This is a genomic window from Lyngbya sp. PCC 8106 (assembly GCF_000169095.1).
In the GTDB taxonomy this organism is placed as follows: Bacteria; Cyanobacteriota; Cyanobacteriia; order Cyanobacteriales; family Microcoleaceae; genus Capilliphycus.
Genome location: NZ_AAVU01000007.1, coordinates 1 through 23942 on the forward strand (window position 1 = coordinate 1; position 23942 = coordinate 23942).

A 23942-nucleotide genomic window follows, 5' to 3' on the forward strand; every position below is an offset into this window, starting at 1 on the left:
ATTGCTGCTGCGCCACCAACCAATAGCGAAGCACCACCAGTGAACGGTGCCAAATACCGCCAATCAAAGCACAACCGATCGAAGCGGTAACCGCCGCGATAGTGAAATCTTTCCATGCTTTGTAGGCAGCATCTCGACTCTTTTCAAGACCTTTGATCCTTTCAGTGGCTGCACCAATAGCTTGATCCACCATCTGAACCAGATTTGATGAATCTCTCGTGAATGACTGTAATATTTCGTTGTACTCGTTCATCTTTTGCTCGAACTTGCCAAGCTTTTTGATGAGCACACCAACCTCGTCTGACATCGTTTTTGAAAGAGGAATCGGACCTAGGGTCTCGTCGAACAAGTATGCCTTCAAGGCTTCCACTTTATCCTTAGGAGGCAGACCTCCCAATTCGTCAAGAACGCTTTGGTAGCCGCTAACGAACCGTCCGGCAGTTGAATTTACCCTTTGACCCAGCCATACCGTGTGTGTGTAGATTTCCTCTGGCGGTTCGTCCGTGGCCAAGAGATTTGGGTTAGAGATCAACTGGGCTCTGAGGGTTTTAGGATTTCCAAACTCTGTAGCCGATGCTTTCACATTTTGCATGGCTGCAATACAATCTTTGACCTGTTGCTCGCCGCCAAAATCACCGTATTTTGCCTTAAAATCACCTTCAGTGATAGGCATTTCAAGAGCAGTACCAACATAGCCTTGAAGCTCAAGCCAACTGTCACTGAATAGTCCAAACTGGCTTTTTTGCCCTGAGTTAGGGTCGGCAGGCTTAACTAGTCCTGGTTGTGGAGCAATAGATAGTTCAGTCATGATTTTTTCCTTAAGTTAATAATGGTGAATAGAAAATTACAAGGTTGATCGGCCGTTAGGCTGCAATTCGTAAGGTCTGCGCCCAATTTGGATCGTCTTTCGGAAGATCACTGCCAAAAGAGATCAAACTGGAGTCAACAAATGAGCCATTAAAGAAGGCTTTAAGAGCATAATCAACTTTGATCCAGTTGGCGGCTGATGCTGCCATTTCCTGCTCTTTGAGCCAGGGTCCATCGGCTAACGTCTCAATGCTGAGATCGGTTACCTTATACCGAATCTCATCAATCGAGCTTGCCCATGCTGTTTTGATAACTTGAATCTGGTTAATGATTCCGTTCGAGGTTGGAAGTGAGAACTTCATCAAATCGTCAAGTGCGCCGAGATCGTGACGGTAGGCGATCCGTTTCTGGAGGAATTCTTGCTTAGTGCTTACCTCTTGGACAAGTCCGTCATAGGAAGTCCGCGCCAACGCTGCTGCCACACCAAGACCAGTACCAGCAGCAGCAGCAGCAGCAGCCGTCACTGCACTTCCCACAGCAAAGCTGCCGCCGCCAGTTGGAACGGCAAGGTAAACCATGAGCCCAATCCCGACAATAGCAATACCAGCGGGAACCGCAATAGCAGCGACAGTAAGGTCCACCCATTTTTTATATGCAGCATCACGATCCTTTTCTAGCTGCTCGATTCGGGTTTTCAGACTACCAATCTCCTTGTCAAGTGACTGGCGGGTATTGGATGAACGTTCTGTGTAAGTCCTCATGGCATCCTGGGCTGCTTCCAATTCTTTTTCAAGGGCTTGGAATTCCTTGACTAGCAGATCGAGTTGTTCTACCGTCTGCTGCATCTTGTCAACGATTTGGTCGGTATCCAGGAAAAGGCTCTTGATTCCCGTAACCACGTCGGAGGGTTTTTCACCACGGGCGTTGGCGGGAATATTGCGTAGTGTCGATGCCAAGGTAAAGGCATTCTGATGGGCACGATCAAGGGTCCACAGGGTTGAAGTAAAGGTATCATTTCTTGGCCTTGCTGCATTGGCCAAGAGATTTGGATCTTTGAGTATATTGGCCCTGAGACTCTTGGGGTTGCCGTACTTTGATGCCACGTTGCGTAAGTCACGCATCGCATCAAAGCACTCCTTCATCAACTCACCGGACGATGCATCCCCATAACGTTGCTCGTATTCGCCGAAGTCGGATGGCAACGCTAATAGCGCTTGTACATTGTTTTGTAGGTCAAACCACTCGCTGGAAGCTAAAACAAACTTCTGCGCGAGTTGACTGTCACCAACAGTAGTTAGCAACCGGGATGATGGAACAAACAAAGGCATTTTTCTTTCATCTCCATAATTCTGAGTAGTAGCCTAACTATTCTTTACAGGACTTACGCAATTGTCACAATACTCTGGTACTCCAGAATACTCTTATGTGAATTTGAGACTAATTCAGTTACAAGCCCACTAATCTCATAAAACTAATATCAAAGCTAATAATATCAATTTACAATGAAGTTACCAAGAATACATAGTAGGTTCATTCGTGACAAGTTAAGCTTGTATCACAGTTGTCATTACTTGCAAACCGCTATCAGAGTATGCTTCCAGCATAAAGATTTCCTACCGACAACACCACCAAAGTTTGTAATGTTAAGAATATAGTCCCAAAGCCATTCCCCGTATCTGTTTCAGCAATCGAAAACTTAACAACTTCGCCACCATTGAGGAAGGATTCCCTTAACTTTAGAAAAACTCAAAAGTTAAAGACTATAATTCCGCTTCTTGGTAAAAGGGTACAAGCTTCACAAATCAACACACACTGCTCCCAGACGTTGAGCGTATAACCACTCCCGGTTTGCCCATTTTGAAGTGAGTGAGGAAAAATGGGCAGTCAGAAAGTATACCAAGAGACAGATTACCAAAAATCAAGCAAACAGGTACTATTTATACTCAACTGGGGAGTAATTTTTTTACCTCTGAATAACTGTTAGTCAAGCCTTTAGAAAAAAATGCAATCAGAAAATAAAAACTCTGTGCGCCGCCGGGGTGTAACTCTAACGATTCAAGGCTCAAGAAAAATCAATCAGGCAAAAGCCGAGATAGAAATTGAGCAAAACTTTAAAAGATACACTCTCGAATCTCTCAGTGAAGCCACAGGTTTAACCCCCACTACCATCAGCAAAGTCTTTACTGGCTCCGCAAGAGTCGATAAACGAACCTTACAATACTGCTTTGATGCCTTTAATCTGACCTTGTTAGCAAACGATTATCAATATAACTCCGATCGGGATAATCTTGCCGAGATGAGTTTCTCGACCTCTGCTGAAAACTTTTCCAACCTTGAAGCAGTCCGTGATTCTCCTTTGGAGACGCTGCGCGATCGCACCAATACCCCCCAAACCAGCCAAATGGCTCAATCACCTCGTCCCCCAACCGTTCCAGGAGGGCAGATGCCCCTGGATTCAGTATTTTACATTGACCGTCCTATCCTCGAATCTCTCTGTTACCAAGCCATTGTGCAACCCGGTACACTGCTCAATATCCGCGCCCCCAAGCAAATGGGCAAAACCTCCCTAATGAGCCGCATCCTGGCTTACGGTAGCTCCCTGGGCTATCAAACCGTTTCCCTAAACTTACAACTGGCAGATGCTGAGATTTTACAGAACCTAGAACGCTTCCTAAAATGGTTCTGTGCCAGAGTCAGCAAACAGTTAGGCTTACTAAATCAAACCGCCGACTTTTGGGATAACTCCTTGGGCAGCAAAGCAAACGCCACCGACTGCTTTGAGGATATTATCTTAGGCAACTGCGTTCGCGCAACGTCTCCAAAGGAGAATTGCCCTCTAGTCATAGCCATTGATGAACTCAACCAGCTTTTTGCCTACCCAGACATTGCTCGTGAATTTCTCCTACTTCTACGAACTTGGTCAGAAAAAGCCAAAATTAAGTTAACTAATAGTAATCTTTGGCAAAAGCTGCGACTGGTGGCGGTTTTTTCTACTGAAGTCCTGATACCTTCGGCGATCAATCCTTCCCTCTTGAATACTGGGCTGGTGATTGATTTACCTGAGTTTACCCAGGCTCAAGTACAGGATTTGGCAAAGCGTTACGAACAAGAGATAACCGCACAACAAATTGAGCAACTCATTACTCTTTTGGGCGGACATCCCTATCGGGTGCAGTTAGCATTTTATTCTCTCTATCAGCAGACAATAACTTTAGAAGAACTCTTAGAAAATTCTGGTAGCACAACTGCTCTTTATAAAGAACATCTAAAACAACAATGGTGGAATTTGCAACGCTATCCTGAATTATTAACAATATTTACGGAAATCGTTAGTCAATCAAGTCCTGTAGAGTGCGAGGCAAAGCAAGCTTCTCAATTGTATAAGATGGGGTTAGTGCATCACCAAGGTATGCAAGCAAGTCTCGCCTGCGAGTTATTTCGTCCGTTTTTCTGCAATCGCCTGTCGCCAATTAAAAATCAGTAGTTATCCCTCTTTGTGTTACTTTAAAGTTTGACACTCCCCGCTTGGGAATTACGTGGATTCTTATTTCAGCGAGTCGGCTTTCACTTGGCATTGATTTGGTGCATCTACTTTGCGACTGTCTAAGTGAAAATGTCTATCGAGTAAATGTGGAAATTTAGAACAGGTTTTGTATTTGCTCAATCTCAGAATAAGAGATAAGGTAACTTAAAATTGACTGCGAGTTTTACCAGTAACCCATCTATCTTTTCAGGTATTTTTTGAGGACTACAGCGTTTAATGAACACTGTAAAAATCTATCAGGGATGACTTATTTTAAGCCTGATTGTACTCGCCACAAACTCGCATAAATTCCTGTTGTTTCTAAGAGTTGTTCATGTCGTCCCCATTCTACTAATTTTCCCTGATCCATGACATAAATACAATCGGCATTCCGAACGGTCGAAAGACGATGGGCGATCGCAATGGTTGTTCGATTTTGGGTAATATGTTCTAGCGATCGCTGAATGGCAGCTTCTGTTTCGTTATCGACGGCAGAGGTCGCTTCATCTAATATTAAGATAGGAGGATTTTTAAGGACGGCTCTGGCGATCGCAATCCGTTGTCGTTGTCCGCCGGATAACTTTTGTCCTCGTTCTCCTACTATTGTATCATATCCTTGTGGTAAAGTTTGAATAAAACTATCGGCTTCTGCGACTTGGGCGGCTGCAATTATTTCAGGTAAACTCGCATCAAAACTTCCATAACAAATATTTTCAGCAACAGTACCATGAAAGAGAAAAACATCTTGACTTACTAAACCAATAGATTGACGTAAATCTCTTAATTTGATCCGATTAATTTCAATCCCATCGAGGGTAATTGTTCCCGATTGAATTTCATAGAGTCGCAGCAAAAGTTTAACCAATGTACTTTTTCCTGAACCTGTCGCCCCGACAATTGCGATAGTTTTTCCTGCGGGAATATGTAGAGATAAATCTTCAACAACACTCACTCGATTATTGTAGGCAAAGGTAATATTTTTGATATCAATTTCACCTTTGATCTCACTCACGGGAAGGGGAATATCTCCCGGATGAGTTTCAATCGGTGTATCTAATAAATTCATCACTCGGTTAGTAGAAGCCATCGCCCGTTGATACTGATCAAAGGTTTCTCCCAGTCGCGTTAACGGCCATAATAAACGTTGAGTAATAAACACTAAAACACTATAAGTTCCAACTGCTAAACGTCCCGCAATGGCTTCTAATCCACCTAACAATAAGGTAGCAATAAACCCAAATAAAATCACAATTCTAATTAACGGTACAAACGCCGAAGAAAGTTTAATTGCTCGTTTATTACTCTGGCGATAGGAGTTACTTTGTTGATTAATTCGTTCGATTTCATAGTCTTCTGCGGTAAAACTTTTGATGGTTGTAATTCCGCTTAAATTATTCGATAACTGTCCATTTAACCAACTGACTCGTTCTCTGACTTCTGCATAGCGAGGCGCGAGACGTTTCTGAAAAATTAGCGAACCCCAAATAATCAAAGGCATGGGTAACATTGCCAACCAAGCCACTTCGGGAGCGATAATAAAAAACCCGCCTCCGACTAAAATAACCGTTGTTACGACTTGGATAATTTCATTGGCACCGAAATCTAAAAACCGTTCTAACTGATTGATATCATCATTTAAAATTGACATCAAACTTCCCGTGCTGCGTTCTTCAAAAAATGCTAATTCTAACTCTTGTAAATGACTGTAAGCATCCAAACGCAAGTCATGTTGAATGGTTTGACCCAAGTTTCGCCACAGCAGTTCATAGGCATATTGAAAGCTTGATTCTAATCCCCAAATAATTAAACTCAACAGCGACAATACCCACAATTGAGCGACAACATTTTCGACTCCCCAGCGGGCGATAAATGAGTCTTGTTGGTTCACGACAACATCAACCGCAGCACCAATTAAAACAGGCGGTGCTAAATCAAATAACTTATTTAAAATTGAACAAATTGTCGCTTGCCAAATTTGCATCCGATAAGGATGAGCGTAGCGAAATAGGCGAGTGAGAGGATGAACGGTTTTAGATGATTTAGGAGACACTTTTCTAAATTCCGGTAGATGAATAAACCCTAACTGTACTGATTATTTTTGAGCGTAACTGTACAGAAACTTAATCTAACGATGTCTTCTCATTGTTATACCATTTTTTTAGAACTTATTTGGACTTGGGAAGCGAGTCCTAAGCAGGCACCGCCAATTCGCGGTGTACCGATGACTTTTCTCTCACCCTCTCCTGAGATGAGGGAATAGCCTCCTGCTTTTAGGGGGAGGATGGGTAGAGTGCATCAAAAAATTAGCATTTTTCTAATTCTTTCTCAATTCCTCTGTTTGATGTACCCTACTTTTCTGGTAGTTTGGTTAAGGTGTAACCCGTCCATACGGGAGTTTTTAAGGATTAGGAATTAATGGAACGGGCTAACAAAGGCGCCGCATTTAAAAGGGTTTGGGTGTAGGGATGTTGAGGATGATTAAAAATGGCTTCTGTTGAACCGATTTCGACAATTTTTCCGGCGTTCATTACTGCTATTCTATCGCATAAATATCTCGCGACCCAAAGATCATGAGTAATAAACAAATAGGTTAAATTAAATTCTTCTTTCAATTCTAACATTAAGGCTAAAACTTGCGATTGAACACTGGCATCCAACATACTCACGGGTTCATCACAAATTAATAATTGCGGATGAGTAATTAACGCCCTAGCAATGGCAACGCGCTGTTGTTGTCCGCCAGACAATTCACCCGGATAACGTTCATAATACTCGGATGCAGGCGTTAATTCTACACGTTCTAACATGGCTAAAACTTGAGATTTTGCCGCTTCTGGCGTGGCGAGTTTATGAATAAAAAGCGGATCAGAAATTGCCTGTCCGATGGTCATCATGGGATTTAAACAAGCGAGTGGATCTTGAAAAACCATCTGCATTTGACGGCGATAGGAACGAACTTGAGGAAGTGACAAATGGGTTAATTCTGTCCCGGCAAATTCAACGGTTCCGCCCGTCGGACGAATAAGCTGTAAAATACTTCGAGAGAGGGTACTTTTCCCACAACCCGACTCCCCAACTAGCCCTAATATTTCACCGGGATAAAGGTCTAAACTCACTCCATCAACGGCTTTAATCGCTGTTTTTTTCTGTGCAAAAAACTGTTGAATTAAATTCGATTCTAAGCTATAATATTGTTGTAAATCTTTAACACTTAATAACGGTTTAGCTGTGTTCTCAAAAATAGGAGAATCTTCTGAACGTTCTTCGACAGCTTGAATATGTAAAGCAGCATTTAAAAGGGATCGCGTATATTCGTGTTGAGGTTGTTGTAAAAGTTGATCTGTAAAATTCATTTCGACCATTTTTCCCGCATACATCACCGCCATGCGATCGCAATATTCCCCGACCATTGCTAAATCATGAGAAATCAATAAAATTGCTGTTCCTCGTTCCTCACATAATCGCGTTAATTCTTGCAAAATTTGAGCGGAAATGGTAACATCTAAACTGGTTGTTGGTTCATCTGCTACAATTAATTTGGGATCAAGAAGTAACGCCAATGCAATAGCTACCCGTTGTCGCATTCCTCCACTAAATTCATGGGGATATTGTGACCACCGACTCGCCGGAATTTTCACAGATTCTAATGTTTCGATCGCTTTTTCTTTCGCTTGGGAACGAGAAAGTTGAGGTTGATGAGCATTCAATGTTTCGATACAATGTTCACCAATGGTCATCAACGGATCAAGACGAGTCATGGGGTCTTGAAATACCAACGCTACCGCTTCACCCCGAAATCGCCTCAACTGGTTGGGGTTCATCTCAAATACCGACTGTTCCCCAAACATAACTCGCCCTTCAACTTTCGTAGAGGAGGGAAGCAACCGCATCGCCGCCCGCCCTAACGTTGATTTCCCACAACCCGACTCCCCCACCAGTCCCAACTTTTCTCCAGGTTTGAGGGTAAAGGAAACGTCATCCACCGCCCAAGTTACGGTATCGCTGCGACTCGGGTAGGCGACTCGAAGATGTTCGACGCAAAAAAGAGGATCAAACATGGGGGACGGGAGGTTAAGATTCATTGATTGTTGACGAATGACCTGAAATCCTTATTCTATCGGAATATATCAGCCAGTCATCAAGCAAGTCTAGATAATTTCAAGAGTCATCAATTCTTTTCTAAATTTATCCTATGGTTGATGGTCACAAAAACGGGTTTAAACTTGCCTTAAAATCCTTTAAATTATCGAATTTTCAATTAGAAAAACACATCTTACTGTTTAAAAAAAGCGGAAAATATAGGGATAGCGATAGGGTTTACTAGGATTATTAATCACAGAAACAATCCCAATAATCGGCATCACAAAACTAATTAACCCAACTAAAAATAAAAGCGGAATTCCAATTAAAACAGGAATCAGAATAAAACAGATAAAAGCCGCAATATAGAGATTGATATGTAAATTTAAAGCTTCTTTCGCATTTTCCTTGACCACCGAATCTTCAGCAGCAAAGAAAATCGCAAACGGAATCCCCACCGAAATTAAAAGACTACTAAAAAAAATCGAACCATGACATAAAGCCGATAACAGTCTGCGCTTATCTTCTCCGTTCATCAGTCACTCTCCTGATTCTCAATTGATTCTTTACCTTTAAACAGATTTTACCGCTTTCGAGAAGCAGTTGCTTGTCGAATTGGAATCTGAATCACAAACTCTGATCCTTGTCCAATCTCAGAGTAGCATTCTAACTGACCCTGATGTTTTTCGACGACAATCTGATAACTAATCGATAGCCCTAGCCCCGTTCCCCGACCAATTGGTTTTGTAGTAAAAAAGGGATCAAATAGCTTACAACGAACCTGTTCTCGCATTCCGGGGCCATTATCTACAATTCGGATCATCACCCAATTTGAGTTTACAACTTCGGTTTGAATTCGGATCGTTGGTTTTTGAGAACAAAGATCATCATCAGACTCAAAATCAGACAATAAATACTCAACTTTTGATGTATTCGGTTCATTGAAAGCATCAATAGCATTAACCAAAATATTCATAAATACTTGATTCATCTGACCTGCGTAACACTCCACAAAAGGAAGATTACCATAGTCTTTCACCACCTCAATTCCGACCTGTCCGGCTTGCTCTTTTAAGCGGTTTTGCAAGATTAAAAGTGTACTGTCAATTCCTTGATGCAAATCCACCGCTTTAAACTCCGCTTCATCCAGTCGAGAAAAACTCCGCAACGATAATACAATCTGACGGATTCGATCTGATCCAAGCTGCATTGAACTGAGCAGTTTGGGTAAATCTTCCTGAACAAATTCTAACTCAACTTCTTCAATATATCGCTTGATCTCCAGCACAGGTTGCGGATAATATTCCTGATAGAGATTCAGTAAATTTAATAAGTCGTTTGTATATTGAATTGCTGGAATGACATTGCTATACACAAAAGTCACCGGATTATTAATTTCATGAGCAATCCCAGCAACCATTTGACCTAAACTTGACATTTTTTCAGTTTGAATTAGTTGAGCCTGAGTTTTTTGTAATTGTTGTAATGCTACTTCTAGTTGTTGAGCTTGAGCTTGCGCTTGAATCGCATTTGCTTGGGTTTTAGCATAAAGTTGAGCTTGATTAATCGCAATCGCAAGTTGATCAGTCACTGCTTTTAATAATTCGATTTCATTCTCATGCCAATGATGAATTTTTTGATGATAAGCACAAGAAATAATTCCAATTTCACCCAATTTAGTTTGAATCGGAATAGATAAAAAAGAAAGAAAGCCTAACTGTGTTAAAAATTTACGCATCTCAGGTTCTGATACTTCAGCAATATCATCAACTTGAATCCTCTCTAGCTGTAAAAATCGCATCGCCCAACTTCCCACCTGTTCTACAGAATAATCACCCACTAAACTCGGAAGATCTGAATTTTTAGACTCATAAACAATCTCCCAATAATCTAAGAAAGATGTATTTCCGTTGGAACTTAAGTTAGAATTTGATTGTAGCTGCAACTGAGAACTTGACGACTTAGAACGATACCAAACAAAATAACACCGATCAAGCTGTAATAAATCCTGAATCTGACCGACTGTTGTTCTTAGAATAGTATTGAGATCAAGAGAATTCCGAATTTGACTAGCAATCCGATTAATTAATTCTTCCTGTTGAGCGAGTTGACGAAATTTTGTTTCCGAAGTTTGTAGTGCAACTTCAGCTTGTTTGCGAGCTGTAATATCTGTGATCGTACCAATATAACCGATAATTTCTCCCTGTTCATTGCGTTGAGCGATCGCCTGACCAAATACCCAACTGACTTCACCTGTCAAATGTTGCATTCGATATTCACTACGAAATATTTCTCCCTGTTGAATTGTTTTTTGCCATTCTTGAACAACTCTAGGTCGATCTTCTGAATAAATAGTTTTGATCCATCCTGTCCCTAAAGAAGCGGCTTGATTAGTTCCAGAAATTTCACAGCAACGTTCATTAACATACAAACAATTTCCTTGACTATCTGTATGAAAAATTCCCACAGGTGAGGTTTCAGCTAAAGTTTGATAACGTTTTTCACTCTCTCGTAAGGCTTCTTGAGCTTCAATTTCATCGGTTACATCCTGAACCAATGATAAAATAGAAATTAGTTTACCTGATTCATCAAATAAAGCTGAATTGTACCAATCGCAATAAACAATTGAGCCATCTTTAGTATAGTTACGGTTGCGAATTAAATTCCGAGGTTGAGTTTTATCCAGCAGCGAAGTCATGACTTCACGAACTGCTTCCATATCTTCCGAGATAATAAAATTCCACTGATTTGGCTGTAAATGAATCACTTCTTTTGCTGTCCATCCGAAAATTATTTCTGCTTGTTGTGACCATCGTTGAACCTGAAAATCTTGATTCCACTCAATGACTGCTAAAGGGGTATTTTCAATATGAAAACTAAGCTGTTGATGGGCGTGTTCAAGAGCTTGATTAATTTGTTCGAGTTCCTTCGGACTTTTTAAAGCTAAAAGTTGGGGAACTAAAGGAATAATTGCTGTAGCAGTGACCACCGAAATAAAAGCTGTAATTGCTTTCATAACTCCAGATACCCAATAAATAGGATACCAGAGTGTCACCACTGACATTAAATGAGTTAAACCACAAGCAATAATAAACGCTGCAAACAATAGGAAAACATTGACATAGGGTAAATCTTTCCGCTTGCGAACAAAGTAAAATAAGGTCGCTGGAATGGAAAAATAAGCCAGAACAATTAAGACATCAGAAATAACGTGTAATCCGACCAACTGAGGTCGCCAAAGGTAACAATGACCATGAGGAATAAAAGGACTTGTTTGCAAAATCTCGGATAAAATTTCCATAATAGACTAATTAATCGGATGGGAATGGATCGAAGCAACTCAAAAGTAATCAAACAATAAATAGATTCATCTAAAACGAGATTGATACTTTAATCTATAATTTTAACTCAAACTTAAAAGAGATCACCCCTAAAAATTAATTTTTAATATCTTTTATACTCTCTCTAAATTAAAAACATAAAAGTGATTTATAGATGAGTTTTACATCAATTACATCAATATTTTTTGTTTTATCTAAACTCGAAAACTTAAGATTCGAGGTTTTCTGGTAAGCTCTCTAGCTTCCTTCGGGAAAGAATCTCGACATTACGAGTTAAGATGATATCTATATTAACCCTGACTGCTCAATTCATCCAGAGGTTCAACAGAGTAGACCTTTGAACTCAAAATTAAGTTAATATATACAAAAATAGTTACATCCCTCATCAAAAGAGAGTCACCCGGCTTAAAATCAAAAAAATGAGAAAAGTCAAATTATCACCCAAATTCAGTAGAAAACCCAGTCTGAGAACAATCTAGCATCGAAAAACAGCAACAGTTCTCAAAATCATTAGCCATGAACCCCTTTCTGCAAAGAAATCCCCGGTAATCTGACGAATTTTTAGTGAAACCGATCAGAAGATTCACTACCTCGTCGCCCTATCCCGACTCACCACAGACTTGATATTAGGGATAAATTTAATTAAACTTATAAAGAAAAGGAACTAAATTTTTCGTTACTCTGAATCTATAGCTTTAGAACCGTAGTCACCCTAATCAATAGTTCTTCCCGTTTCCAACAAGGCTTTGAAATGTCCCCAGAAACTCAAACCGAACTTCAACTCGAAGTAGAACGAAGACGCAACTTTGCCATTATTTCTCACCCCGATGCCGGGAAAACCACCCTGACCGAAAAACTCCTACTCTACGGAGGTGCTATCCACGAAGCCGGCGCCGTCAAAGTCCGTAAATCCCAACGTCATGCCACTTCTGACTGGATGGCAATGGAACAACAACGGGGAATTTCCATCACCTCCACCGTGTTACAGTTTGAGTACAGTGACTACCAAATCAACCTTCTCGATACACCCGGACACCAAGACTTCAGTGAAGACACCTATCGGACTTTAGCAGCCGCCGATAACGCAGTTATGCTCGAAGACGCCGCCAAAGGGTTAGAACCCCAAACCCGCAAGCTGTTTGAAGTCTGTAAAATGCGGAGTCTTCCCATTTTCACCTTCATCAATAAAATGGATCGACCGGGACGCCATCCCTTAGAACTCCTAGATGAAATTGAACAAGAACTCGGACTCAAACCCTACGCCGTTAACTGGCCAATCGGTATGGGAGACACCTTTAAAGGCGTATTTGACCGCCGTACCCAACAAATCTATCTCTTTGAGCGATCGCATCATGGTAGCCGTGAAGCCACAGAAACCATCATTAGTCTCGGAGATCCTCGCATTGAAGACCTGTTAGACCAAGACCTCTACTACCAACTCAAAGAAGATTTAGAACTCTTAGAAGAAGTCGGATCAGACCTAGACCTCGAACAAGTCCATCAAGGCAAAATGACCCCCGTATTTTTCGGAAGTGCCATGACCAACTTCGGGGTGAAACTGTTTCTCGAAGCTTTTTTGGAATACGGCTTAAAACCCGGCATTCATCGCAGTACCCAGGGCGAAATTCCCCCCGAGTATCCAGAGTTTACAGGCTTTGTCTTTAAACTCCAAGCGAATATGGACCCGAAACATCGCGATCGCGTTGCCTTTGTGCGAGTCTGTACCGGAAGATTTGAAAAAGATATGACCGTCAACCATGCGCGTACAGGCAAAACCGTCCGTCTGTCTCGTCCCCAAAAACTGTTTGCTCAAGATCGAGAATCAATCGAAAACGCCTATCCGGGTGATGTCATCGGTTTAAATAATCCCGGTGTCTTTGCCATTGGAGACACCATTTACAATGGTCAAAAACTTGAATACGAAGGGATTCCTTGCTTTTCTCCCGAACTCTTTGCCTACCTGAGAAATCCCAACCCCTCCAAGTTCAAACAGTTCCGTAAAGGCGTTTCCGAGTTACGGGAAGAAGGGGCTATACAAATTATGTATTCTGTTGATGATGCCAAACGTGATCCGATTTTAGCCGCCGTCGGCCAACTGCAATTTGAAGTGGTACAGTTCCGACTTCAGCAAGAATATGGCGTAGAAACCCTTCTCGATGTCCTTCCATACAGTTTGGCGCGTTGGGTGCATGGCGGTTGGGAAGCCCTCGAAAAAGTTGGACGGTTATTTAATACAGTCACCGTTAAAGATAGTTGGGGGCGACCTGTATTGCTGTTTAAAAATGAATGGAATTATCAACAGGTACAAGGCGATCATCCAGAATTACAACTCAATAGTGTTGCGCCCGTTGTTTCGGGTCAAGAACCTGAATCTATTTAGTTAACCTTTCGGGGAGAATCAGTTGAAACCTAACTACTAGAGTCGGGTTTCAATCTTTGTTCTGGTGTCGAAAATTCACATTGATCAATTTTTTTAGCTATTCTCCGTTGTCTTTGACCACTAACACTGAACACTGAGCCTCCGCTACGACTTGAGCGCTGACAGAACCTTGTAAAATACGATTTAACCCGGTTAATCCCCGACTTCCCAGAATAATTAAGTCTACTTTGTAGATATTTGCAAGGCGAATAATCTCGACTGCCGGATCACCATGAACGATTTCCAGTTCACTCCGAAAATCTAACTTGTCTTGATAAAGGCGAAGTTGCTCTTGGAGAAATTCTCCCGAGTCGGGATGAGGACGATCAGCGAGTGCTTCACTGTCGGACTCCTGGGCAGAAATTACATGGGAGAAGATAATATTTGTGGTCGGTTGTAAATGAAATTGTTCTAGAGCCTGAATCACCAACTCAGTCGATGGTGAACCATCAACAGCAACCAATATTGTTTTCAGCACAGATAGAGTTATCCTCCCAGACGATTAGCCACGATTGTTCGTGACTTCCCATCATACCAAGATCTGCTCCTCAAACCCCGAAGATCGAGATGACTTGACAGCAAATATTTCAGTTACAACTGACCATCGAGATCAAAATCCGCTTCATCTTTAGAGGTTTCCGTTCGCAAACGTACTGAGTCCCCATGAGAGGGTAAACCTTCGGCAGTCGCCAGAATATTAATTGCATCCGCAACTTTTTGGAGAGCCGTAGGAGAATATTGGATTAAACTGGAATGCTTCAAGAATGTTTCCACCCCCAAAGCCGAAGCATAACGGGCTGCCCCAGAAGTTGGTAAAGTATGGTTCGGGCCTGCGAGATAGTCTCCCACCGCTTCTGGAGTTGAACTGCCCAGAAAAATAGCCCCCGCATGGCGAATTTTTTCCAGCATTGCCCAAGGATCTGCTACTTCGAGTTCTAAATGTTCTGGAGCAAATTCATTAGACAGTTTAGCTGCGGCATCTAAAGACTCAACCACAACCACCAAACCATAATGAGCGATCGCTTTTTCTGTTAAGGTTCGTCGAGGGTGATCCGTGAGTTGACGTTCGACCTCAGTGACCACCTGACGGGCTAATGCCGAGTCTGTGGTCAGTAAGATCGCCGCCGCCATCGGATCATGTTCAGCTTGAGCCAACAAATCCGCCGCCACATAAACTGGATTTGCCCCACTATCGGCAATCACTAAAACTTCTGATGGCCCAGCGAGGGAGTCAATGCCAACCGTTCCATACACTAACTTTTTCGCTAAGGTGACATAGATATTTCCGGGTCCTGTGATCACATCAACGGGCGGGATTGTTTCTGTACCGTAAGCTAGAGCGGCTACTGCTTGCGCTCCACCCACGCGATAAATTTCTTGAACCCCGGCAACTTGTGCCGCTACCAACACTGCTGGATTGACTTTACCTTCGGGGCCGGGAGGCGTAGTCATCACAATCCGAGGGACTTTCGCCACCTTCGCCGGAATTGCATTCATTAAAACGGTACTCGGATAAGCTGCTCGGCCTCCGGGAATATATAAACCCGCTCGATCAACAGGAGTGTAGCGTTTACCTAAGACCACATCATCCTCTTGAAACTGAACCCAAGATTTGGGAATCCGTTGTCGGTGAAAGGCTTCGATTTGTTTCGCCGCCAACCGAATCGCATCAAGAAGTTCTTTAGAGACTTGCTGGTAGGCAGCATCCAACTCTGAACCACTGACACGCAACTGTTCTGGCGTTAAGGTTTGGTGGTCAAATTCTTGGGTGTAGTGCAGTAGAGCTTTGTCACCTTGTCGTTTAACGGTTTGCAGCACTTCCCGCACCGTTGCCTCTTTATGAAGGATCATGTCATCATGGGTACGACTCGCGATCCGTCGTAGTTCTGATTGTGCTTCAACCCACTGAGTGATAATTCGCAGCATGGTGGTAGGAGTGCCAACCTCAAGAGTTATCGGCCAGAAGACGGAATTGGGAATCAGTCCAGAAATGGAGTGGACAGTACAAAACCGGAGTCACTTCGAGTCTGAGATTCAAAATTCCCCTTTTGCCTTGACCTGTCTCGATTTCCGCGTTTTCCATCACCTTTCATCCATTCTGAATGTTGGGTGTTCCCGAACTTCTTGTAATAGTTTAACGTATCCTACCCTTGCCCGTCCCAGATTCCAGCTTTTCGCTCACTTCCAATTGCTTTTTTTTTCTTGAGCCGGGTGAGAGTGCCTGCCCTGAAAGATTTTCGGACACTCGACTGACCCGATCACGCTTGATCCAAAAACCCAATTTTTTCTGTGACTATTTTTGCAGAAAAGATGTTATAGTAGTATTTCTGTAACTTGTGTATATAGAAGTCCTGAAGACCCGCATTTGGTGAGAACGCGAACCTATGGCTAATATTAAGTCTGCCATCAAACGAATTGAAATTGCCGAACGCAATCGGCGACAAAACAAATTCTACAAGTCCGCCGTGAAAACGTTAATGAAAAATTATTTCGCAGCGGTCGAAAAATACGCATCTGATCCCAAACAAGAAACCTTAGATGAAGTCAATCAACGGATGTCAGCCGCTTACAGCAAAATAGACAAAGCCGTAAAGCACCGCGTCCTCCATCGCAATAATGGCGCACGTAAGAAAGCTCGACTTGCCAAAGCTCTCAAACCTTACTTCCCGAATCCTAACGCTCAGGAGTCCAACGTGTCCTAAGGAATTCTGAATGGCTGTAGACAAAAGAGAAAAAATCACTCATTTGTCATCATCAATTAGGGGAAGGGAGATGAGTTAGCTCTTCTCCCATTTGCCAATTGGAAAGATTTATTCGCGGCGACTCAAAAACTCGATCACAGAGCGTTCTGCCCTGAATCTCCTCCATTGTATTCTAGAGTTCTAAACATTTAGATATAAAAGTGATCCTTAAATTAAGTCAAAAGTTGCAAGTGAGTTAACAACCAGTGACCGATTGCTGATCAGATCACACAGGAGATGGCTAGCGGGCGGTTTACAGCCTCATCCCCGAAAAGCGTAGAACATAGGCGATCTTTACTGATCTTGATCCTTACTCTACGGCACTTGAGGAAATTACACCCACGCGATTGTCAAGTTAGCCTGGGACGCCAGACAGCCCTAGCCCAACTTCTGTCAACATCACGTTAAAAAGCAGTGGAAATTGCTGCCAAGGCTCTCCCGAAACGCGAATCTACTCAATTATAATGCAGCTCGTTGATACTCACGTTCATCTTAACTTTGATGTTCTCGCATCGGACTTAGAAGCGATTCAACAACGCTGGAAAGCTTCAGGTGTTGTTCGTTTAGTCCATTCCTGCGTACATCCACATGAATTCACCGAAATTCAAGCGATCGCAAATCAAGTCGAAAACCTCTTTTTTTCAGTCGGTTTGCATCCATTAGACACCGAAAAATGGACTACCGTTACCCCAGACCAAATCCTCAAACTGGCGCAATCCGATTCCCGTGTCGTCGCTTTAGGTGAAATGGGACTAGACTTTTATAAAGCCGATAACTACGACTTGCAATTGCAGGTGTTTGAAGCCCAACTCGAGCTTGCTTATCACCTAAACAAACCCGTCATTATCCATTGTCGGGATGCAGCCGAACCCATGCTTCAACTCTTGCGAAACTTTTGGGAGCGACGAGGCCCAGTTCAAGGTGTGATGCACTGTTGGGGAGGAACCCCCACAGAAACCCAAGACTTTCTCGATTTGGGATTTTACATCAGCTTTAGTGGAACAGTCACCTTTAAAAAAGCCACTCAAATTCAAGACTCAGCCCGAATAGTTGATAGTCAACACCTTTTGATCGAAACCGACTGTCCCTTCCTCGCCCCAGTTCCTCGTCGGGGAAAACGCAACGAACCCGCCTACGTGCGTTATGTCGCTGAAAAAGTCGCCCAACTTCGAGATATACCCGTCGAGATTCTCGCCCAACAAACCACCGAAAACGCTTGTCGGTTATTTGGCTTACCCCAACCCGAACTCCAAGAACAACAACAACCCTTGAGTATTTAACCCCAATTTTTGAGAGGGGACTTCTAACCCAAAGAATCACGGTTCTGCGTTGGCAATCAACAACTCTTGAGGAAAAAAGAATAATCGGCTTTTGTTGAATCCATTCAATTCAGCCTCAAGGAAACACCCCCAGCTTTCACACCCCAAAGTCGAGGAAACCTATCCCAAACTTATAAAATCCGAAAACGAGTTGACTCTTAAATAAATTATGCTTTTGTTAAAACCCCAACCGACAGTCCCGCTCAAACCTCCCCTAAACTAAACAAAACACCCATAAATGTTCAAAATCTAGTCCGTACACCTTACCCCGTTCCCAAAAATCCAATTCCACTCAACTCAAAAACTAAACCTATGACGAATACCACCACCGAAGAATCAATGTTCCTGCTCCCCGACTTGATCGACATTCAACGCTCAAGTTTTCGGTGGTTTCTAGAAAGCGGACTCATTGAAGAACTCGAAAGCTTCTCCCCGATCACCGACTATACCGGAAAACTGGAACTCCACTTCCTCGCTCAAAACTATCGACTCAAACAGCCCAAATACGACGTTGATGAAGCCAAACGACGCGATAGCACCTACGCCGTGCAGATGTACGTTCCCACCCGCTTAATCAACAAAGAAACAGGCGAAATCAAAGAACAAGAAGTCTTCATCGGCGATCTGCCGTTAATGACCGAACGCGGAACCTTTATCATCAACGGGGCAGAACGAGTAATCGTTAACCAAATCGTGCGGAGTCCTGGTGTCTACTATAAATCAGAAATTGATAAAAACCAACGCCGAACCTACAGCGCATCCCTGATCCCCAACCGAGGCGCCTGGTTAAAATTTGAAACCGACAAAAACGATCTCGTGTGGGTGAGAATCGATAAAACCCGTAAACTCTCCGCCCAAGTTCTCCTCAAAGCCCTCGGACTCTCCAACAACGAAATCTTCGACGCCCTGCGCCACCCCGACTACTTCCAGAAAACCATAGATCGAGAAGGCGAATTTAGCGAAGAAGATGCCTTAATGGAACTCTACCGCAAACTGCGTCCCGGAGAACCCCCAACCGTCGCGGGAGGAGAACAACTCCTCAACAACCGCTTCTTTGATCCCAAACGCTATGATCTCGGTCGAGTCGGACGGTATAAACTCAATCGTAAACTGCGCCTGACCATTCCCGATATTACCCGTGTTCTCACACCCACCGATATTTTAGCGGCGATCGACTACCTAATTAACCTCGAATACGACATCGGCGAAACCGACGACATCGACCACTTAGGAAACCGTCGCGTGCGTTCTGTGGGGGAACTGCTGCAAAACCAAGTCCGAGTGGGTTTAAACCGTCTAGAACGAATTATCCGTGAACGGATGACCGTCAGCGACTCAGACTCTTTGACCCCGGCTTCCCTAGTGAACCCTAAACCCCTGGTGGCAGCGATTAAAGAATTCTTCGGAAGTTCTCAACTGTCGCAATTTATGGATCAAACCAATCCCCTAGCTGAATTGACCCATAAACGCCGTCTGTCCGCTCTAGGCCCGGGTGGTCTGACCCGAGAACGAGCCGGATTTGCCGTCCGAGATATTCACCCCTCCCATTATGGGCGGATTTGTCCGATTGAAACCCCAGAAGGCCCGAACGCAGGTTTAATTGGTTCCCTAGCGACCCATGCGCGAGTCAATCCCTACGGGTTTATTGCTACCCCCTACTATCCCGCCGAAAACGGTCGTGTGCGGCGAGATGGGCCTCCCGTATACATGACTGCTGATGAAGAAGATGATTTGCGAGTGGCACCGGGAGATGTCTCCACAGATGCCGAAGGCAACATTTTAGGGGAAGTGATTCCAGTCCGTTATCGTCAGGACTTCACCGAAACGACTCCCGACCAAGTAGACTATGTAGCCGTTTCCCCCGTTCAAATCATTTCTGTTGCCACCTCATTGATTCCCTTCCTCGAACACGACGATGCGAACCGGGCATTAATGGGGTCTAATATGCAGCGTCAAGCAGTTCCCCTGCTGCGACCCCAACGCCCCCTCGTCGGAACCGGGTTAGAAGCCCAAGCCGCCCGAGATTCGGGGATGGTGATTGTTTCACAAATTGATGGAGAAGTCTCCTATGTCGATGGGGCAAGAATTCGAGTCACCTCACCGGAAGGTCAAGAAGTCGAGTACGAATTACAGAAATATAACCGTTCTAACCAAGACACCTGTTTAAATCAACGTCCCCTCGTTTACGAAGGCGACCAAGTGGTCGTCGGACAAGTCTTGGCAGATGGTTCTTCAACCGAAGGTGCAGAACTAGCTTTAGGGCATAACGTCGTTGTCACTTATATGCCGTGGGAAGGCTACAACTACGAAGACGCGATTTTAATCAGCGAACGTCTTGTCTATGAGGATATCTACACCTCCATTCACATTGAAAAGTACGAAATTGAAGCGCGACAAACCAAGCTAGGGCCAGAAGAAATTACCCGAGAAATTCCCAACGTCGGCGAAGACTCCTTGCGACAACTTGATGCCAATGGGATTATTCGAGTTGGGGCTTGGGTAGAAGCCGGAGATATCCTCGTGGGAAAAGTTACCCCCAAAGGAGAATCCGACCAACCCCCAGAAGAAAAACTCCTGCGAGCGATTTTTGGAGAAAAAGCCCGAGATGTTCGCGATAACTCTCTACGGGTTCCCAACGGCGAAAAAGGTCGAGTGGTCGATGTGCGCGTCTTTACTCGCGAACAAGGTGATGAACTGCCCCCAGGTGCCAATATGGTCGTTCGGGTTTATGTTGCTCAAAAACGGAAAATCCAAGTCGGCGACAAAATGGCTGGACGACATGGAAATAAAGGGATTGTTTCGCGAATTCTGCCCGTTGAGGATATGCCCTATTTACCCGATGGACGGGCCGTAGATATTGTTTTGAATCCCTTGGGTGTACCGTCTCGGATGAACGTCGGTCAAATCTTTGAATGTTTACTCGGATGGGCGGGTGAAAACTTAAAGACGCGATACAAAGTGATTCCCTTTGATGAAATGCACGGAGAGGAAATGTCACGGGAAACGGTTCATGGAGAGTTGCAACTCGCCCGAGAAAAAAATAAGAAAGATTGGCTGTTTAACGCCGATAATCCGGGTAAAGTTCTGCTCTACGATGGTCGTACAGGAGAACCCTTTGATCAACCTGTAACCGTTGGGGTGGCTTATATGCTGAAGCTGGTTCACCTAGTCGATGATAAGATTCACGCCCGTTCAACCGGCCCTTACTCTCTGGTGACTCAACAACCCCTGGGCGGAAAAGCCCAACAAGGTGGACAGCGATTTGGAGAAATGGAAGTTTGGGCGCTCGAAGCCTTTGGTGCTGCTTACACCTTACAGGAATTGCTCACCGTCAAATCCGATGATATGCAAGGCCGTAACGAGGCTCTCAACGCCATTGTCAAAGGGAAAGCCATTCCTCGACCCGGAACGCCAGAATCCTTTAAAGTGTTGATGCGCGAATTACAATCTCTATGCTTGGATATTGCCGTTCACAAAGTCGAAACGGGTGAAGACGGAGTTGGCCGCGACTTAGAGGTGGACTTGATGGCAGACGAACCCAACCGAGGACGCACCCCATCCAAACCCACCTATGAGTTTACCGCCAGCGAAGAAGACAAAAAAGACTCTTAAACACTCAACAGTGACCCGTGAACACCGGAACAATCCAAAAAAACGGATAACGGTTACAACAGGTCACTGATCAGTCGCTCACTGTAAACTGTCTCACCGAACTGAGATTTATCCGTTTCTATAGCGTTAACGTTGATCACCCCCACCGTTAACTCATCCGTTAACAACTCCGTTTCTACAAACTATGCCTAAACTAGAACAGCGCTTTGATTACGTCAAAATTGGGTTAGCTTCTCCAGAGCGAATTCGGACATGGGGAGAACGGACATTACCCAATAACCAAATCGTGGGCGAAGTCACCAAGCCCGAAACCATCAATTATCGTACCCTGAAGCCGGAAATGGATGGTTTATTCTGCGAGCGAATTTTTGGTCCGGCGAAAGATTGGGAATGTCATTGCGGTAAATACAAGCGGGTTCGACATCGGGGTATTGTCTGTGAACGTTGCGGCGTAGAAGTCACCGAGTCAAGAGTTCGTCGTCATCGCATGGGCTTCATTAAACTCGCCGCACCCGTGACTCATGTGTGGTATCTCAAAGGAATTCCGAGCTATATGGCAATCTTGCTCGATATGCCCCTGCGGGATGTCGAACAGGTAGTTTACTTCAACGCCTACGTCGTCCTCAACCCCGGTAACGCCGAAAACCTCTCCTACAAACAGTTACTGATGGAAGAGCAGTGGCTAGAAATCGAAGAACAAATGTATAGTGAGGATACAACCCTCAGTGGGGTAGAAGTCGGAATCGGGGCAGAAGCCGTTGCTCAACTCTTAGCAGATATTCCCCTTGAAGAAGAAGCCGAGCGACTGCGTGAAGATATCGCGGCGGCTAAAGGACAAAAACGCGCCAAACTGATTAAACGCCTACGGGTGATTGATAACTTTATCGCCACTGGGTCAAAACCAGAGTGGATGGTATTACACGTCATTCCCGTCATTCCTCCAGATCTGCGACCTATGGTGCAATTAGATGGGGGACGTTTTGCCACCAGTGACTTAAACGATCTCTATCGTCGGGTGATTAACCGTAATAACCGTCTGGCTCGTTTGCAGGAAATTCTCGCCCCAGAAATCATTATCCGCAACGAAAAACGGATGTTGCAAGAAGCCGTTGATGCCTTAATTGATAATGGTCGGCGAGGACGAACAGTTGTGGGGGCGAATAATCGTCCGTTGAAATCCCTCTCCGATATTATCGAAGGAAAACAAGGTCGTTTTCGGCAAAACTTACTCGGAAAACGGGTAGACTACTCCGGGCGTTCAGTGATTGTCGTCGGGCCAAAACTGAAAATGCACCAGTGCGGACTTCCCCGTGAAATGGCGATTGAACTCTTTCAGCCCTTTGTCATTCATCGGTTGATTCGTCAGGGACTCGTCAACAATATTAAGGCGGCCAAAAAATTAATTCAACGCAATGATCCCAGTGTTTGGGATGTTTTAGAAGAAGTAATTTATGGTCATCCAGTCATGCTCAACCGAGCGCCGACACTACACCGTTTGGGGATTCAAGCCTTTGAACCGATTTTAGTAGAAGGACGAGCCATTCAGTTACATCCTCTCGTCTGTCCGGCTTTTAACGCGGACTTTGACGGCGACCAAATGGCCGTTCACGTTCCCTTGTCGATCGAATCTCAAGCCGAAGCTCGACTGCTGATGCTGGCTTCTAACAATATTCTTTCACCCGCGACGGGTTCTCCGATTGTCACACCGAGCCAAGACATGGTACTCGGCTGTTATTATCTCACGGCGGAAAACCCAGCGGCCACAAAAGGAGCAAACGGCTACTTTGCCAGTCTGACCGATGCGATCACCGCTTATGAACAAGGAGCGGTAGACTTGCACGCCTACATCTGGGTACGTTTTCAAGGTGAAGTAACGGGAAGCGAAGGTGAACGACTAGAAAAAGAAGAAAGCAGCAGTGATGGAATCGTCACCAAAATCTACGTCGGAGAGAAAAGTGGACAACCCACTCGTCGGGTGCGAGAAGATCAAGACGGAAAAATTTTGTCCCAATATGTGCGAACCACTGCGGGACGTGTGATTTTCAATAAAACCGTTCAAGACGTTTTAGTGTAATTGTTTTCGAGTCATCCGTTCACCGC

At 44.1% G+C, this 23942-nt stretch carries 15 protein-coding genes; 7 read left to right on the forward strand and 8 right to left on the reverse strand.

The features are described from left to right. Positions 1-808 (reverse strand): hypothetical protein (locus tag L8106_RS06520; RefSeq protein ID WP_009783442.1); only part of this gene is annotated, 808 nt, incomplete at its 3' end. Between the two features lie 55 nt (positions 809-863). Next, the gene (locus L8106_RS06525; RefSeq protein ID WP_009783443.1) at positions 864-2135 is read right to left on the reverse strand and encodes an alpha-xenorhabdolysin family binary toxin subunit A; all 1272 of its coding nucleotides are present in this window, start codon (positions 2133-2135) and stop codon (positions 864-866) included. Between the two features lie 674 nt (positions 2136-2809). Between L8106_RS06525 and L8106_RS06530 the strand changes: the two genes are divergently transcribed. Then, on the forward strand, positions 2810-4291 hold the full coding sequence (locus L8106_RS06530) for an AAA-like domain-containing protein (protein ID WP_009783444.1): 1482 nt from the start codon (positions 2810-2812) through the stop codon (positions 4289-4291). Between the two features lie 307 nt (positions 4292-4598). Here the strand turns inward: L8106_RS06530 and L8106_RS06535 are convergent, their stop codons facing one another. Continuing rightward, entirely contained in the window at positions 4599-6311 is a 1713-nt protein-coding gene (locus tag L8106_RS06535; RefSeq protein WP_039895649.1) for an ABC transporter ATP-binding protein, read from the reverse strand. 150 nt (positions 6312-6461) lie between these two features. Between L8106_RS06535 and L8106_RS34180 the strand changes: the two genes are divergently transcribed. Next, positions 6462-6590: a hypothetical protein gene (locus L8106_RS34180; protein ID WP_009783446.1), complete on the forward strand. Its 129-nt coding sequence runs from the start codon at positions 6462-6464 to the stop codon at positions 6588-6590. A gap of 145 nt (positions 6591-6735) precedes the next feature. Here L8106_RS34180 and L8106_RS06540 read toward each other — a convergent pair whose 3' ends face one another. The 3 genes from L8106_RS06540 to L8106_RS06550 form a co-directional block, all read right to left on the reverse strand. Further along, the gene (locus L8106_RS06540; protein ID WP_009783447.1) at positions 6736-8388 is read right to left on the reverse strand and encodes an ABC transporter ATP-binding protein; all 1653 of its coding nucleotides are present in this window, start codon (positions 8386-8388) and stop codon (positions 6736-6738) included. 222 nt (positions 8389-8610) lie between these two features. Next, complete coding sequence (locus tag L8106_RS06545) at positions 8611-8946, reverse strand: DUF4870 domain-containing protein (RefSeq protein WP_009783448.1); 336 nt, start codon at positions 8944-8946, stop codon at positions 8611-8613. Between the two features lie 47 nt (positions 8947-8993). Beyond that, positions 8994-11711 (reverse strand): PAS domain S-box protein, encoded by a 2718-nt coding sequence (locus L8106_RS06550; protein WP_009783449.1) that lies wholly within the window; start codon positions 11709-11711, stop codon positions 8994-8996. 791 nt (positions 11712-12502) lie between these two features. On the opposite strand from L8106_RS06550, the gene prfC reads away from it, so the two are divergent. Next, positions 12503-14131: a peptide chain release factor 3 gene (gene prfC, locus L8106_RS06555; protein ID WP_009783450.1), complete on the forward strand. Its 1629-nt coding sequence runs from the start codon at positions 12503-12505 to the stop codon at positions 14129-14131. Between the two features lie 97 nt (positions 14132-14228). On the opposite strand, the gene L8106_RS06560 is transcribed toward prfC, so the two are convergent. Further along, positions 14229-14648 carry a universal stress protein gene (locus L8106_RS06560; RefSeq protein ID WP_009783451.1) on the reverse strand — a complete coding sequence of 140 codons (420 nt, stop codon included), beginning with the start codon at positions 14646-14648 and terminating at the stop codon, positions 14229-14231. Between the two features lie 113 nt (positions 14649-14761). Next, on the reverse strand, positions 14762-16096 hold the full coding sequence (hisD, locus tag L8106_RS06565; RefSeq protein ID WP_009783452.1) for a histidinol dehydrogenase: 1335 nt from the start codon (positions 16094-16096) through the stop codon (positions 14762-14764). 458 nt (positions 16097-16554) lie between these two features. Between hisD and rpsT the strand changes: the two genes are divergently transcribed. The 4 genes from rpsT to L8106_RS06585 all read left to right on the forward strand — a co-directional run bounded on the left by rpsT (position 16555) and on the right by L8106_RS06585 (position 23916). After that, complete coding sequence (rpsT, locus tag L8106_RS06570) at positions 16555-16872, forward strand: 30S ribosomal protein S20 (protein ID WP_009783453.1); 318 nt, start codon at positions 16555-16557, stop codon at positions 16870-16872. 503 nt (positions 16873-17375) lie between these two features. Beyond that, a complete protein-coding gene (locus tag L8106_RS06575; protein ID WP_009783454.1) occupies positions 17376-18191 on the forward strand; it encodes a TatD family hydrolase in 816 nt (271 codons plus the stop codon). 351 nt (positions 18192-18542) lie between these two features. After that, on the forward strand, positions 18543-21842 hold the full coding sequence (rpoB, locus tag L8106_RS06580) for a DNA-directed RNA polymerase subunit beta (RefSeq protein ID WP_009783455.1): 3300 nt from the start codon (positions 18543-18545) through the stop codon (positions 21840-21842). Between the two features lie 184 nt (positions 21843-22026). Further along, positions 22027-23916 (forward strand): DNA-directed RNA polymerase subunit gamma, encoded by a 1890-nt coding sequence (locus L8106_RS06585; RefSeq protein ID WP_009783456.1) that lies wholly within the window; start codon positions 22027-22029, stop codon positions 23914-23916. The last annotated feature ends 26 nt before the right edge of the window (positions 23917-23942 follow it).

Excerpts from the sequence above, each read along its gene's own strand:
- L8106_RS06525 (WP_009783443.1), bottom strand. The coding sequence starts at position 2,135 with ATGCCTTTGTTTGTTCCATCATCCCGGTTGCTAACTACTGTTGGTGAC.
- L8106_RS06530 (WP_009783444.1), top strand. The coding sequence starts at position 2,810 with ATGCAATCAGAAAATAAAAACTCTGTGCGCCGCCGGGGTGTAACTCTA.
- L8106_RS06535 (WP_039895649.1), bottom strand. The coding sequence starts at position 6,311 with ATGCAAATTTGGCAAGCGACAATTTGTTCAATTTTAAATAAGTTATTT.
- L8106_RS34180 (WP_009783446.1), top strand. The coding sequence starts at position 6,462 with ATGTCTTCTCATTGTTATACCATTTTTTTAGAACTTATTTGGACTTGG.
- L8106_RS06540 (WP_009783447.1), bottom strand. The coding sequence starts at position 8,388 with ATGTTTGATCCTCTTTTTTGCGTCGAACATCTTCGAGTCGCCTACCCG.
- L8106_RS06545 (WP_009783448.1), bottom strand. The coding sequence starts at position 8,946 with ATGAACGGAGAAGATAAGCGCAGACTGTTATCGGCTTTATGTCATGGT.
- L8106_RS06550 (WP_009783449.1), bottom strand. The coding sequence starts at position 11,711 with ATGGAAATTTTATCCGAGATTTTGCAAACAAGTCCTTTTATTCCTCAT.
- prfC (WP_009783450.1), top strand. The coding sequence starts at position 12,503 with ATGTCCCCAGAAACTCAAACCGAACTTCAACTCGAAGTAGAACGAAGA.
- hisD (WP_009783452.1), bottom strand. The coding sequence starts at position 16,096 with ATGCTGCGAATTATCACTCAGTGGGTTGAAGCACAATCAGAACTACGA.
- rpsT (WP_009783453.1), top strand. The coding sequence starts at position 16,555 with ATGGCTAATATTAAGTCTGCCATCAAACGAATTGAAATTGCCGAACGC.
- L8106_RS06575 (WP_009783454.1), top strand. The coding sequence starts at position 17,376 with ATGCAGCTCGTTGATACTCACGTTCATCTTAACTTTGATGTTCTCGCA.
- rpoB (WP_009783455.1), top strand. The coding sequence starts at position 18,543 with ATGACGAATACCACCACCGAAGAATCAATGTTCCTGCTCCCCGACTTG.
- L8106_RS06585 (WP_009783456.1), top strand. The coding sequence starts at position 22,027 with ATGCCTAAACTAGAACAGCGCTTTGATTACGTCAAAATTGGGTTAGCT.